This window comes from Cytobacillus sp. IB215316, from assembly GCF_033963865.1.
GTDB lineage: Bacteria > Bacillota > Bacilli > Bacillales > SM2101 > Nanhaiella > Nanhaiella sioensis.
The window spans coordinates 26,267-40,479 of the sequence record NZ_JAXBMC010000023.1 but is presented as its reverse complement, the minus strand read 5'-3'; the positions used below and the strand labels follow the sequence as shown (position 1 = coordinate 40,479).

The 14,213-nt window shown below is 33.6% G+C and carries 11 protein-coding genes; 1 reads left to right on the top strand and 10 read right to left on the bottom strand.

The window, feature by feature from the left end; translation table 11 throughout:
* Positions 1–559 precede the first annotated feature (559 nt).
* The 10 genes from SLH48_RS20990 to dnaA all read right to left on the bottom strand — a co-directional run bounded on the left by SLH48_RS20990 (position 560) and on the right by dnaA (position 13,512).
* Positions 560–1,636: an HD-GYP domain-containing protein gene (locus tag SLH48_RS20990; RefSeq protein ID WP_320259709.1), complete on the bottom strand. Its 1,077-nt coding sequence runs from the start codon at positions 1,634–1,636 to the stop codon at positions 560–562.
* A 332-nt stretch (positions 1,637–1,968) separates the two neighbouring features.
* Entirely contained in the window at positions 1,969–4,476 is a 2,508-nt protein-coding gene (gene gyrA / locus SLH48_RS20985) for a DNA gyrase subunit A (RefSeq protein WP_320259708.1), read from the bottom strand.
* Between the two features lie 151 nt (positions 4,477–4,627).
* On the bottom strand, positions 4,628–5,281 hold the full coding sequence (modB, locus tag SLH48_RS20980) for a molybdate ABC transporter permease subunit (protein WP_320259707.1): 654 nt from the start codon (positions 5,279–5,281) through the stop codon (positions 4,628–4,630).
* A 10-nt stretch (positions 5,282–5,291) separates the two neighbouring features.
* Positions 5,292–6,056 (bottom strand): molybdate ABC transporter substrate-binding protein, encoded by a 765-nt coding sequence (gene modA, locus SLH48_RS20975; protein WP_250886657.1) that lies wholly within the window; start codon positions 6,054–6,056, stop codon positions 5,292–5,294.
* A gap of 561 nt (positions 6,057–6,617) precedes the next feature.
* Positions 6,618–8,540, bottom strand: a complete 1,923-nt coding sequence (gene gyrB / locus SLH48_RS20970; RefSeq protein WP_214482907.1) for a DNA topoisomerase (ATP-hydrolyzing) subunit B — start codon at positions 8,538–8,540, stop codon at positions 6,618–6,620.
* A 177-nt stretch (positions 8,541–8,717) separates the two neighbouring features.
* Complete coding sequence (gene remB / locus SLH48_RS20965; protein ID WP_214482792.1) at positions 8,718–8,972, bottom strand: extracellular matrix regulator RemB; 255 nt, start codon at positions 8,970–8,972, stop codon at positions 8,718–8,720.
* A gap of 9 nt (positions 8,973–8,981) precedes the next feature.
* Positions 8,982–10,100 carry a DNA replication/repair protein RecF gene (gene recF / locus SLH48_RS20960; RefSeq protein WP_214482793.1) on the bottom strand — a complete coding sequence of 373 codons (1,119 nt, stop codon included), beginning with the start codon at positions 10,098–10,100 and terminating at the stop codon, positions 8,982–8,984.
* Positions 10,101–10,112: 12 nt separating this feature from the next.
* Positions 10,113–10,328, bottom strand: a complete 216-nt coding sequence (gene yaaA / locus SLH48_RS20955; protein WP_214482794.1) for a S4 domain-containing protein YaaA — start codon at positions 10,326–10,328, stop codon at positions 10,113–10,115.
* Between the two features lie 494 nt (positions 10,329–10,822).
* Positions 10,823–11,962 carry a DNA polymerase III subunit beta gene (gene dnaN / locus SLH48_RS20950; RefSeq protein WP_320259706.1) on the bottom strand — a complete coding sequence of 380 codons (1,140 nt, stop codon included), beginning with the start codon at positions 11,960–11,962 and terminating at the stop codon, positions 10,823–10,825.
* A gap of 200 nt (positions 11,963–12,162) precedes the next feature.
* Complete coding sequence (dnaA, locus tag SLH48_RS20945; RefSeq protein WP_320259705.1) at positions 12,163–13,512, bottom strand: chromosomal replication initiator protein DnaA; 1,350 nt, start codon at positions 13,510–13,512, stop codon at positions 12,163–12,165.
* Between the two features lie 537 nt (positions 13,513–14,049).
* Here dnaA and rpmH point away from each other — a divergent pair.
* Complete coding sequence (gene rpmH / locus SLH48_RS20940; RefSeq protein ID WP_214482797.1) at positions 14,050–14,184, top strand: 50S ribosomal protein L34; 135 nt, start codon at positions 14,050–14,052, stop codon at positions 14,182–14,184.
* The last annotated feature ends 29 nt before the right edge of the window (positions 14,185–14,213 follow it).

Here is a 14,213-nt window from a genome sequence, read left to right as displayed (position 1 = left end):
GCACGCCGCCAGCGTTCGTCCTGAGCCAGGATCAAACTCTCCAATAAAGTTTGATTGCTCATTTGTTTAAAAAAATTAACGTTGACGCTTTTGTTTTGTTTAGTTTTCAAAGAACTTTAATGTCGTCTTTTGAAGCGACCTTTATATATTAACATAGTTATCTATCATTCGTCAATTGTTTTTTGTAAAAAAAACACGACTTTCTTTGACAACTTGTTGACCTTGATTAGTATAGCAGGGAAAGTGCATGAACGCAAGGTAGTAAGTAATTTTCATAATAATAAAACAACTAACTCTTTCTATTCATATTGCTCTTTCCATAAGTTTTATTGTTATATTTACAAAATTACAACAACCAAAAGAGTATATCTAAGAAAAGATGCCTAGAAGCTTTAGTGTATATGTATTAATTTCTTAGTACGAAAAAACAATAATCATGCAAAGCAGCCAATTAATAAATAACAATAACAAAAATGAAGTTTAGTAATGTTGGCTCAAATACTAGCTATGTACATTAGTTGTTAATTTAAAGAAACGTCATTAAATCGAAAGTAGTCTTCTACACGATTTCTTCAATATAGACGTCTCTATAATCTTTTAAATGAATGATTTCATTAGTTTTAAATAAACTGACCATCGGTCGAGTAGGGTTTTTTTCTTCAACAAAAACTATTTTTCCTGTATGGCCATTTGATAGCTTTACCTTTTGACCGTTAGCATAATTCGTAACTACTTTTGTTAACGCATGTACAACATTCGTGTCTAATTTTCCAAAACTATCTTGAATAATCAAATCCATGACCACAAATGGAGATTGTTTCGCTTTATATTCACGTTCAGATGTCATTGCATGATATACATCTGCTACTGCAACTATTTTACTAAAAGGGTGCAGTATTCCTTTAAGCATTCCTATAGGGTAACCTGTTCCATCATCTCTAATATGATGCTGAAGAACCGCTTCCTTAACACCTTTTTTTAGCACGCCAATTTTTTCAACCATTTTATAGCTGTATTCAGGATGTTTGTTTATTTCTAATCTTTCTTCCTCAGTTAGAGAAGATTGTTTTTTAAGTATTTTAGGATTTATCTTTGCCATACCACAGTCACATAAAAAGCCTGCTAATGCAATTTGTATCCAATCTCCTTGGCTATATTGTAACTGTTTACCTAAAAAGCCAGCTAATAAACTAACGGTTACTCCATGATGATATAAATAATCTTCTTTTGTACTATGACGTAGTAGCACAAAAATAGCTGATGGATTTTCTAAGAACCTTTCTAGCAATGGTAGTAGTTGCTTTCTTATATCACCAATATCAACTGGTGAACCTGCTTGCCAGCTAATAAACATTTTTTTATAATACTGCACTACTTGTAAATAGTGATCAATAAAAGTTTGGAATTTTTCTTCTTGCTCTTCTATCTTTTCCCCATTTCGCTTAGTTGGTTTAAATAATTCACCACTTACTAGAGATGTTTCGACTTTCACATCATCAACTAAAAAAATATGTAAAATGTTTAATAATTCTTCATTTAAAACCGTACCTTTTGCCATAATAGGTCTATTTGAAATCGACTTGACATCATCAGAAAGAATACACCCTTCCTGTAATTGATCAATGGATACCTTCATGGATATCCCTCCTATTACTTTTTAATTTCCAAAAATATATAGAAAGGGTGACCGAAAATAAGCATCTGACTCTACAACTTCGCTATCTTGTATAAACAATTGAGGTTAAAAACCTCTATATACAGCATATAAAGCGTACTGTCAGATCTTTTCAGTCACCCTCTTTAATTAAGGCTTTTATCATAAACTTTGTAACTTTTAACAAAGTTAGCTCAGGTAGATGAAGCATTAGCATTACCAATGTTAACAAACGGAAGAGCTATAACGAGCTACAGTGTTGTATAGATATTTGATTTCTTCAATTACAAAACACCTTAAAGTGAACCTTAGCATTATTCCTCATTAACATTTAATTCTTCATTAGCATTTAATTCTTCATCTTCTCCATCATATTCATCTTCAACTTCTTTTTGTACTTTAGCAACTGTTGCTACAAATTCATTTTCATCAGATTCATCAAGACGAATAAGTCTAACACCTTGAGTGTTTCGGCCCATCTGTGATATGTCACCTACATCCATGCGAATAAGTACTCCGCCAGCTGTAATAATCATAATATCCTCAGTGCCTGACACAGCTTTAACCGCTACAACTGTTCCATTCTTATCTGTAATATTACAAGTTTTTAAACCTTTCCCCCCACGACTTTGACTGCGATATTCTATCGCTGGCGTTCGCTTACCATAACCTTTTTTTGTAACAATGAGAACATTTGAGTCATCTTCTAAAATGTCCATACCAACAACTTCATCGTCATCTTCTATCGCAATTCCTTTAACACCAGTCGCAGTTCTTCCCATGGATCTTACATCTGTCTCGATAAAACGGATAAGGATACCATTTTTGGTGCCAATAATAATATTTTTCGTTCCATCTGTCAGCTTAACAGAAATTAGTTCGTCATCTTCTTTTAAATTGAGTGCAATTAACCCATTGTTACGGATATTTGAGAAAGATGACAAAGGTGAGCGTTTTGATATCCCTTGTTTCGTAGTAAAGAACAAGAACATATCATCTCCAAATTCAGTGACAGGAATAATTGCATTTATCTCCTCATCCTTATCAATCTCTAATAAGTTAATAATCGGAATACCTTTTGCTGTTCTACCTAGCTCAGGGATTTCATATCCCTTCTTACGATACACTTTCCCTTTGTTTGTAAAATATAGAATTGTATCGTGTGTGGATGTAGTTAATAAATGCTCAACAAAGTCATCCTCATTTGTCCCCATTCCTTGGATACCACGACCTCCACGTTTTTGGCTGCGATAAGTTGATGCTGGAAGACGTTTAATATAGCCATTGTGTGTTAAGGTAATAACAATGTTTTCCTGGGGAATTAAATCTTCATCTTCTATCGAATCGAACCCACCTGTTGCAATTTCAGTACGTCGCTCATCATTAAATCTTTCTTTCACTTCTGCTAGTTCTTCTCTAATAATTTGCAAGATTTTTTCTTCATTTGCCAAAATTTCTTTTAGTTCTGCAATTAATTGTAAGAGGTTTTGAAACTCCTCTTCTATTTTCTCACGCTCTAAGCCTGTTAATCTTTGCAAGCGCATATCTAATATAGCTTGTGCTTGCTTTTCAGATAGCGAGAATTGATTCATTAAACCTTCCCGTGCAATATCTGTTGTTTGTGAACTACGAATAAGCGCAATAACTTCATCTAAATGATCTAAAGCAATTCGTAGTCCTTCTAAAATATGAGCACGCGCTTCAGCCTTACGAAGCTCAAAATCTGTTCTTCTACGAATAACGACTTTTTGGTGTTCCAGATAATGATACAAACACTGCTTTAAGTTTAATACTTTAGGTTGTCCATCTACCAATGCCAACATATTAATACCAAAACTAGTTTGTAATGCAGTTTGTTTATATAAGTTATTTAACAGCACATTTGCATTTGCATCTTTTCGAACTTCGATGACTATTCTCATTCCATTACGATCTGACTCATCACGTAAATCTGTTATGCCGTCTATTTTTTTATCGCGTACAAGTTCTGCGATTTTTTCTATTAACTTTGCTTTATTCACTTGGTAAGGTAGTTCGTTAACAATAATAACTTCTTTTCCACCATTTTTTTCTTCAATGACAACTTTACCGCGAATTGTAATTGATCCACGGCCTGTTTCATATGCTTTTCTAATACCACTCCGACCGAGAATGATTCCTCCTGTTGGAAAATCCGGGCCATGTATTATTTCCATTAACTCAGCAACACTAATATCAGAATCTTTACTTAGCGCCAATACGCCATCAATGACTTCTCCTAACTGATGTGGTGGTATGTTTGTAGCCATACCTACAGCTATTCCAGCTGCTCCATTCACTAATAAGTTCGGAAAACGAGATGGTAAAACAATCGGTTCTTTTTCAGATCCATCATAGTTATCTTGGTAATCTATCGTATCTTTATTAATATCACGAAGTAACTCCATTGATATTTTCGCCATTCGTGATTCTGTATAACGCATCGCTGCTGCTGCATCACCGTCTACAGAACCAAAATTCCCATGGCCATCAACGAGCATATAGCGATAGCTAAAATCCTGTGCCATACGAACCATAGTATCGTATACAGCTGAATCTCCATGAGGATGATATTTACCTATAACATCGCCAACGATACGTGCTGATTTTTTGTATGGCTTATCTGCAGTCATACCTTGATCATTCATTGCATATAATATACGTCGATGAACTGGTTTTAGTCCGTCCCTAACATCAGGTAACGCCCTTGATACTATGACACTCATTGCATAATCTAAAAACGAGGAACGCATTTCCTGACTAATATTTACTTCTTTTATACGAGAGCTTTGATTTTCAGACATGTGAATTTACCTCCTACGAGGGTGGTTGCATTTTTATTATTTAATAATCATAACATACTTTTTTAGTAGCACATATAAATGTCATTACATTGAGCATACTAATAACTATTTTATCCAAATATACACACTCTATATAACTCAAATAGTGATATTATCTAATATACTGAACTGCTATTAACATAATAAATGACACAAAAACCATCATTAACACCCATAACCAAGCAGTTTCTAAATTACCTGAATCTATTGCAACATAAATAGCGGTTGATGTTGTTTGTGTTTTTCCTGGGATATTACCAGCAAACATAAGTGTTGCGCCAAATTCACCTAGAGCTCTAGCGAAGCTTAATACTGCACCAGATATAATAGATTTTAATGCAAGAGGAATGGAGACAAAAATAGCTACTTTCCACTCATTTGCACCATCTATTCGTGCCGCTTCTTCAATACCAAAATCAATGGAAGAAAAGCCAGTTTTTACTGATTGATACATAAGCGGGAAAGAAACGACAACAGCTGCAATAACGGCTGCCCACCAAGTAAAAATAATAGATTGATTAAAAATTGTTTCAATTCCTCTTCCAACTGGACTGTTTTTGCCAAATATTACGATAAGCAAAAAGCCAACTACCGATGGTGGAAGAACGAGAGGAAGCATTAAGATTGTTTCAAAAATGACTTTCCCCTTAAAGTTTATTTTCGACATCATGCGTCCCATAATTAAGCCAATTATGAGAACAATTAAACCTGAGACACAAGCAATTTCAATTGATTTTTGTACTGGAGACCAAAACTCTACCGTCATGATTGACTCCTTATTCCAAAGGTTTAAATCCGAATTTTTCAAAAACAGTTAAAGCTTGTTCACTCTGTAAAAATTCAAAAAATTGTTCTACTTCATGAATATTTTTCGTATCTTTTATAATTCCTACTGGATAAATAATAGATGAATGATTTGACTTATGAGTAACATCTACGATTTCTATGTCGGAGGAAATTAATGCATCTGTTTTATACACCATTCCTGCATCAACATTACCTGTTTCCACATATGTTAATACTTGTCGAACATCCTTAGATAATATAAGCTTATCTTCTACTTTTTTCCATAAATCCATATGTAGTAGTGCTTCCTTTGCATATTTCCCCGCTGGTACTGATTCAGGAATACCGATTGCAAGTTGAGAAATATTAGGACTAGTAAGGTCTTCAAATTTACTAATGTTTGTCCCATGCTCTTTCGGTGCAATAAGGACAAGTTCATTTGTTAACAAATTTACTCCTTGTGCAATCATACCTTCATCAACTAAGTAATCGTAGTTATCCTTAGCAGCAGAAAAATATATATCTACAGGAGCACCTTGAGTAATTTGTTGCTGTAACGCCCCAGATGAGCCAAAATTATAAGCAATCTTAATATTGTTATTACCTTGTTCAAAGAGTGATTTTAATTCTGATAGAGCATTTCGGAGACTTGCAGCTGCAGAAATAGTTAGCTCGATTTCTCTTTGCTCAGTGCCTTTACTATCATTATTTGATTGACTAGGCGAACATCCGATAAGTACAACAACAATGGCCATGATAAAAATCATTTTTTTTCTTAATATGAAAACCACCTCCTGAGTTAACAGTAGAAACTATTAAAATGTGGTTTTATTTTGGCTCTATTCATAAAAATTGTGACTAAAGCTTTTCTCTTAGATAAAAGAAAACAATTTATAGTAACAGTGATATGCCAAAGCCCCGTCATAACAAGACTAAATACGAATATACATAAATTTCTATAACATATCTATTATATAGATATTTTTGATTTAAAGCTACTTAATATAAAAGGAATTCATTAACCAAGTTAATATAAAACGCTACTTACATAATACAAATATAATCAATTGCAGCACACATACACCTATTTTATATTAGATTCTATTTCTAATAGGCGAAAAATTTGTTGGCATCTTCACCAAGTTAGCATAGTCAGTCGTTTTTCAGAATAATAGGTACCATGAATTCACATTTCGCTTAAATTTCGAAAAACCATAAATAATGCGCATACGGCCAACATAAAAAGGGTTCCGGAAAGTCAATGCTCATTATTTCCGAAACCACGCTTTTTATCCAGTTAAACCGCATAACTCATATTAAATATCTAAGTTCTTAACATATTGCGCATTCTCTTCAATAAAATTGCGCCTTGGTTCTACTTTATCACCCATTAATACTTCAAATGTTTCATCAGCTTCAATCGCATCTTGAAGATTGACCTGTAATAACGTACGAGTATCAGGATCCATCGTCGTTTCCCAAAGCTGTTCTGGATTCATTTCACCTAAACCTTTATAACGTTGAAGTCCTGGCTTTGCATTACCTGTTAACTCTTCTAGAATTCCGTTTAATTCACGTTCATTATATGCATAAGCCACTTTCTTGCCTTGACTAACTTTATAAAGAGGTGGTTGTGCGATATAAACATAGCCAGACTCAATAATCTGTCTCATATATCGATAAAAGAAAGTTAATAATAATGTACGAATATGCGCTCCATCAACATCTGCATCAGTCATAATAACAATTTTATGATAACGAGCTTTTGAAATATCAAAGTCTTCTCCAATACCTGTACCTAAAGCAGTAATAATTGTCCTCACTTCATTATTAGATAATATTTTATCTAATCTTGCCTTTTCAACATTAATAATTTTCCCACGTAAAGGAAGGATAGCTTGAAAATGACGGTCTCGACCTTGCTTTGCAGACCCACCTGCAGAATCACCCTCAACCACATATAACTCACTGATCGATGGATCTTTTGATGAGCAATCAGCAAGTTTTCCTGGCAAATTCGAAATTTCGAGTGCATTTTTTCTACGTGTTAATTCCCTCGCTTTTTTTGCTGCTAGCCTTGCTCTAGATGCAGTAACTCCTTTTTCGACTATCCTTTTTGCTACTACAGGATTTTCAAGGAGAAATTTTTCCAATTTATCAGAAAAGAGAGAGTCAGTTATTGTTCTCGCTTCACTATTCCCTAATTTTGTTTTCGTTTGTCCTTCAAATTGTGGGTCAGGATGTTTAATTGATACGATCGCAGTTAAACCTTCCCGAACATCATCACCGGTAAGATTTGAGTCATTATCTTTAAATATATTATGCTTTCTTGCATAGTCATTAATGATTCTAGTTAATGCTGTTTTAAAACCTGATTCGTGAGTACCACCTTCGTGCGTGTTTATATTGTTGGCAAACGAGTAGATATTACTCACATAACTGTCATTATATTGCAAGGCAACTTCTACTGAAATTCCTTCTTTTTCTCCTTCTACAAAGATCGGTTCATCATGAATAACTTCTTTCGTTCTGTTTAAATGTTCAACATAAGAAATGATTCCACCCTCGTAGTAGTATTCATTACTTTTATCTCCGACTCTTTTATCCTCAATCGTAATCTTGATGCCACGATTTAAAAAGGCTAATTCACGAAGACGATTTGCAAGAATATCATATTCATACTCTAACGTCTCAGTAAATATTTCACCATCAGGTTTAAAATGAGTAATGGTTCCAGTTATATCTGTCTCACCGATGACTTTTAAATCAGCACACGGTACGCCGCGCTCATATTTTTGATAGTGAATTTCACCATTCAGGTGAACAAATACTTCTAAGTGAGTCGAAAGTGCATTTACGACTGAGGCTCCAACACCGTGAAGTCCACCAGAGACTTTATAGCCGCTACCATCAAATTTTCCACCTGCATGAAGTACTGTCATGATAACCTCAACAGCTGGGCGTCCCATTTTCTCATGAATACCAACAGGAATTCCACGCCCGTTATCCTTAACAGTAATACTATTATCTTCTTCAATGACTACATTGATTTCATCGCAATAGCCAGCTAATGCTTCATCTATACTATTATCGACAATTTCCCATACAAGATGATGCAGCCCTTTACCACTTGTGGTACCAATATACATTCCTGGGCGTTTTCTTACAGCCTCTAGTCCTTCTAAGACTTGTATTTGATTTTCATCATAAGTTTGTTGATCTATTTCTTTTTGTTCCATTGTCACTTAAACCACCTGCACTTTCAGTGAACTCGTTCAAAAATGCTATTTTAAAAATTACTATAGAGAACAATTATATCTGACAGATCCTACACTTTAAGTCTAAAGATAGTCTTTATTCCATATTTCACTCGTTGTAGCACGTACCTCGAATTCACATCATAATTTGCTTAATATTTAGAATAAAATTGAATCTAGCTCTGAACCCATCTGTGCTCTTTTCTTCAGCGTATTCGATGATAGGGGTGAAAAATAAACTTTATCTACGGTTACTACGACTGATTTTGTTTCACCAGAGAGTTGAACAGTATCACTCTTGTGTGCTTTTATAAATTCTACAATAATTGGAGAGGATGTGAGTAATTGCCGATCCAAAATCGCGATTATATCACTATTTCTAATAATCAAGTCTTCTCCTAAATGAATGAACATGACATCACCTCATGATAGTTTTGTCAGTTCTCCTGACACAACTTGGTAAGTAGAGGCCTCATCTAATGTACTATGATCAAGCCCATCTACACTTGTTGTCGTAACAAATGTTTGTACTTTTCCTTTTATTGTATTTAATAAATGAGATTGTCTATAATCATCTAATTCTGATAAAACATCATCTAGCAATAGAATTGGATATTCTCCTGTCTCAGCATAAATCAATTCAATTTCTGCTAATTTTAGTGAGAGAGCTGTTGTTCTTTGTTGCCCTTGTGATCCAAATGTTTGAACATCTTTACCATTGACATAAAAAGCTAAATCATCACGGTGCGGTCCAGCAAGAGTCATCCCACGTTCAATTTCCTTCTCTTTTATTTTAACAAACTTTTCCGTTAATGATTTTACCATTTTTGACAAACTAACATCTTCTGATACATCAACTGAAGGCTTATAATCAATCTGTAAACTTTCTAATCCTCGGCTAATACCACGGTGAATTGGTTCAGCCCACTTCTGTAACAGCTCTAAAAATTCATATCTTTTTATCAAGATTTTAGCTGCAGCCTCAACAAGTTGCTCAGTCAAAACGTCTAACATCGGGTCGCTTTTTGACCTGTTAAGCTGTAGTTTCTTTAAGTAATGATTTCTCTGTTGTAAAATCTTTTGATACTGATTTAAATCATGTAAATATAAAGGTGAGACTTGACCGATCTCCATATTGATAAATCTCCGCCTCACTTGCGGACTGCCTTTTACCAAATGTAAATCTTCAGGTGCAAACATGACAATATTCATATTGCCGACATATTGACTTAATTTTTGTTGTTCAATATGGTTATATTTAGCTTTCTTGCCTTTTTTCGATATAACTAACTGTAAAGGAAGGATACCATTATTTTTGTGAATCCTTCCTTCTATTTTAGCATATTCTTCATCCCATCTTATAAGATCCTTGTCATTAGACGTTCGATGTGATTTGACCATCGCCAAGACAAAAATAGCTTCCATAACGTTTGTTTTTCCTTGAGCATTTTCACCTAATATTACGTTAACTTTGTTTTCAAATGTTACTTCCACACTCTTATAATTCCGATAATTTTTCAGTGCTAGTTCTTCAATATACAAGTCAGCCACCAACTATACTTTCACAATAAAAGTTCCGAATCCAGGAATAACTACTTCATCATCTTGTTTAAGTTTTCGTCCTCTACGATTTTCAGCTTGTCCATTTACAAATACTTCATGTTCACTTAAGAACCACTTCGCCATCCCACCTGTTTGAATTACATCTGCTAACTTTAAAAACTGACCTAATGTAATAATATCAGTTGAGATAGTGATCATTTTTGTCATATATGATCGCTCTCTTTCCCATGTAATATTATGCTAGTTTATATTGTAAACATATTATGTTACTTTCAAAAATTACTTATCACTTCATTGTACTAAAAAATAAGAGGATAGAAAAGAAAGCTACTAGTTTTTTCTCATACTAGCAGCTTTCTTTTTTGCAAGGCTCTTTTTGTAAACTTTGTTGCTATTGAGACTAATTTAGGACAGCAACAAATAATTATATGCAATTGACTAAATCATAAACGAGAAAAGATGCTATAAACACTTGGTTTATACATACTTTATTTCTTATTACGAAAAGTAACACTCCATGCCAAAACGTTTCAAAGATAAAAAAGGATATATTTATTAGAGCTATATTCACTGTTCGAGAGTGAGCATGTCTATTTTTGAACTAGCCTTCAACTCGTGATCATAACCCATTCGATAGAAGGTTATATAAGATATTGTTGTTTCTTACATATTTGTACATCACACTTCTCTCTTAACATGAATTAATATGTGCGAACAGGTAAAATCAACTGTAGCATTGAATCATCGTGAAGAGGACGAATGACAAAAGGTCTCATCGCTCCAGTAAAATTAATATTAATATCTGTTTCTCCCAAAACTTTTAATGCATCAAGCATGTATTTTGAACTAAAGGAAATTTTTAAGTCCTCACCACTAATAGATTGACTTTGGACTTCCTCAATAACTTTACCAATTTCCGGTGAATTCGAAGAGATTTCAATAATCCCACCCTCTAAGATGGCTAATTTTACAACATTATTTCTATCCTCTCTAGCAAGTAAAGAAGCTCTATCGATAGCTTGTAAAAACTCTTTAGCTGACACTTTGATTTCAGTATTACTTTCCTCAGGAATTAAACGTGATGTATCTGGATAACTACCTTCAAGCAATCGTGAGAAAAATAATATGTGTTTTGTTTTAAACAACACTTGGTTTTCTGTAATTACGATATCAACTGGATCATTTGAATCATCTAATATTTTATTTAGTTCATTCAAACTTTTTCCTGGAATTACAATATTATACGATACATCTGTCGTATTCAAATCAATTCTCGCTTTACGTAGAGCAAGTCGATGGCTATCTGTTGCAATACAGGTCAATTCATTATTTTCTATTTTCAAGTTTACACCTGTCAATAAAGGTCGTGTTTCTGACGTGGACACTGCGAAAACTGTATGTCTAATTAATTGTTTTACTAAATCAGACGGAACTTGAAAAGCATCATTTTCTTCAACTTGTGGTAATAATGGATATTCCTCTGCATCTAAGCCATTTAAATTAAACTCTGCTTTTCCAGATCTAATAATAGTCAAAAAGTGGTTTTGAACATCAATTTCTACACTTTCTTTAGGTAGCTTTTTAACAATTTCACTAAATACACGAGCTTGTAAAACAACACTTCCACTTTTGACTAGTTCAACAATTTCTAAATCTTCATGTTCTAACGGGATAAATGATTCTATGGAAATATCAGAATCACTTCCTGTTAATGTAACTCCACTTTCATTTGCCACTATTTTAATACCCGTTAATATTGGAATTGTTGTTCTAGAAGAAACGGCTTTCATTACATCTTGTACACTGCGTAATAAATAGTCTCGCTGAATAATAAATTTCATTATGAAGTCCTCCTTTAGTCATAAACTAGGTAACAATTGAATATATATATTTTTTTAAAAAAATAGTAGAAGTAATAGTAGGGGCTGTGGAATTGTGGATAACTAATTATAGCAAAGGAAACACAGTCTATCCACATGTGGATAGACTGTGTGTAATATGCGTTAAGTTATTCACAGTATTAAGAATAAGTATAAACCTACTATGCTTTTAAGTGAGAGTTAATATCATTCAATTGTTTTTGTAATTGTGAATCTGTTTGAATTAATTTAGAAATTTTTTCATGTGCATGAATAACAGTCGTGTGATCTCTTCCCCCGAATTCTTCTCCGATCTTTGGTAGTGAGAAGTCGGTTAATTCTCGTGATAAATACATTGCAATCTGTCTAGGAAAAGCGACTGATTTTGTACGTTTTTTAGCCTTAAAGTCTTCAAGTTTTACATTATAATGCTGACCAACAGTTTTTTGGATTTCATGGATTGTTATTACTTTTGGTGTAGCACTAGGAATGATATTCTTCAAAGCTTCAGCAGCTAAATCTGCGTTAATATCTTTATTAATTAGTGACGAATAAGCTACAACACGTATAAGTGCACCTTCAAGCTCACGTATATTTGAATCGATTTGATTTGCGATATATAACATAGCTTCATTAGGGATATCGAGTCCTTCTGCCTTTGCTTTTTTACGCAATATTGCTATTCTTGTTTCCAAATCAGGAGGTGTAATATCTGTAATTAACCCCCATTCAAATCTAGATCTTAAGCGATCCTCTAGCGTCGGTATTTCTTTTGGAGGACGATCACTTGAGATGACAATTTGTTTACTTTCTTCATGCAAAGTATTAAAAGTATGAAAAAACTCTTCTTGAGTTTGTTCTTTTCCAGCTAGAAATTGAATATCATCTATAAGTAAAACATCAACATTGCGATATCTATTTCGAAAATCAACTGCTTTGTTATCCCTAATCGAATTAATAAATTCGTTTGTAAACTTCTCGGAAGACAAATAGACTACTTTAGCTGAAGGATTATGCTCGATTACATAATGGCCAATCGCATGCATCAAATGAGTTTTACCTAATCCTACCCCACCATATATAAAAAGGGGATTATACGCCTTCGCTGGTGCCTCTGCTACAGCTAATGAAGCAGCATGAGCAAATCGGTTACCAGAACCAATGACAAAGGTATCAAATGTATATTTTGGATTTAGCATATTTTGCAGTAGTTCAGGGTGATTATTATCCTGTTTTTTCACTTTTTTTGCAGGTACATTTGTCTCAAGGTCTTCATCTTGTTGATTTTGAGGAATAATAAATTTAATCGTTAATTGTTCGCCTGTTATATCGTAAATTGTTTCTGCAATTAATACTGAATATCTAGACTCGAGCCAATCTCTTGCAAATTCATTTGGAGCCGTAATGGTTAACGTATCATTTTTTAATGAATATGCTTTTGTAGCTTTTAGCCAAGTTTCAAAGCTGGGTTTACTTAGTTTTTTCTCAATTTCACTGAGAGCTTTATCCCATAAATCCGAAATATTTTCCAACACATGCCCTCCCTTACATTAGATTGCATTCACATAATTAGTATAACTGAATAAATATACACGCAGAAATTGTGTGGAGAACAGTTTATAATGATGAAAAGTAGTTTATCGACAAATCCCCATACTTGTGGACAAGCATTTAAACAACCTTTAATAAAATATCCACACGTTATCCACATTTTGTGGATAACGTAATTATAAAATAAATTATTCACAGATAGAAAACACAAATATGATAACAAAAAAATATAATAGTTGCAATGCTTTTTAGTAGCTTATCCACAACTTTAACAGGTTGTTTAAAAAAAATGTCCACATAAGGAGATATTGGGTAAATGCTGTCGATAACTGTAGAAGAACAAAAATAAATGTAAAAAAGTTGTCCACAGAAATGTTTTATAACTTTAATAAAGTGAGAAAGTATGTCAATTTTAAAAAAATATTGAAGTTAAAATGATAGGTTGACATTTAATATGTTTCTTCTCTATAATTAGTAAGACTGTCTTTAACAGCTATTCCTCAGGGAGGTGTCATATAATGAAAAGAACTTATCAACCAAATAATCGTAAGCGGAGTAAAGTACATGGATTCCGTAGTCGAATGAGCTCTAAAAACGGACGTAAGGTTTTAGCTCGTCGTCGTCGTAGAGGAAGAAAAGTATTATCAGCTTAGGCCACTGAAACGTCAGTGGTCTTTTTTCA

Excerpts from the sequence above, each read along its gene's own strand:
- SLH48_RS20990 (WP_320259709.1), bottom strand. The coding sequence starts at position 1,636 with ATGAAGGTATCCATTGATCAATTACAGGAAGGGTGTATTCTTTCTGAT.
- gyrA (WP_320259708.1), bottom strand. The coding sequence starts at position 4,476 with ATGTCTGAAAATCAAAGCTCTCGTATAAAAGAAGTAAATATTAGTCAG.
- modB (WP_320259707.1), bottom strand. The coding sequence starts at position 5,281 with ATGACGGTAGAGTTTTGGTCTCCAGTACAAAAATCAATTGAAATTGCT.
- modA (WP_250886657.1), bottom strand. The coding sequence starts at position 6,056 with ATGGCCATTGTTGTTGTACTTATCGGATGTTCGCCTAGTCAATCAAAT.
- gyrB (WP_214482907.1), bottom strand. The coding sequence starts at position 8,540 with ATGGAACAAAAAGAAATAGATCAACAAACTTATGATGAAAATCAAATA.
- remB (WP_214482792.1), bottom strand. The coding sequence starts at position 8,972 with ATGTTCATTCATTTAGGAGAAGACTTGATTATTAGAAATAGTGATATA.
- yaaA (WP_214482794.1), bottom strand. The coding sequence starts at position 10,328 with ATGACAAAAATGATCACTATCTCAACTGATATTATTACATTAGGTCAG.
- dnaN (WP_320259706.1), bottom strand. The coding sequence starts at position 11,962 with ATGAAATTTATTATTCAGCGAGACTATTTATTACGCAGTGTACAAGAT.
- rpmH (WP_214482797.1), top strand. The coding sequence starts at position 14,050 with ATGAAAAGAACTTATCAACCAAATAATCGTAAGCGGAGTAAAGTACAT.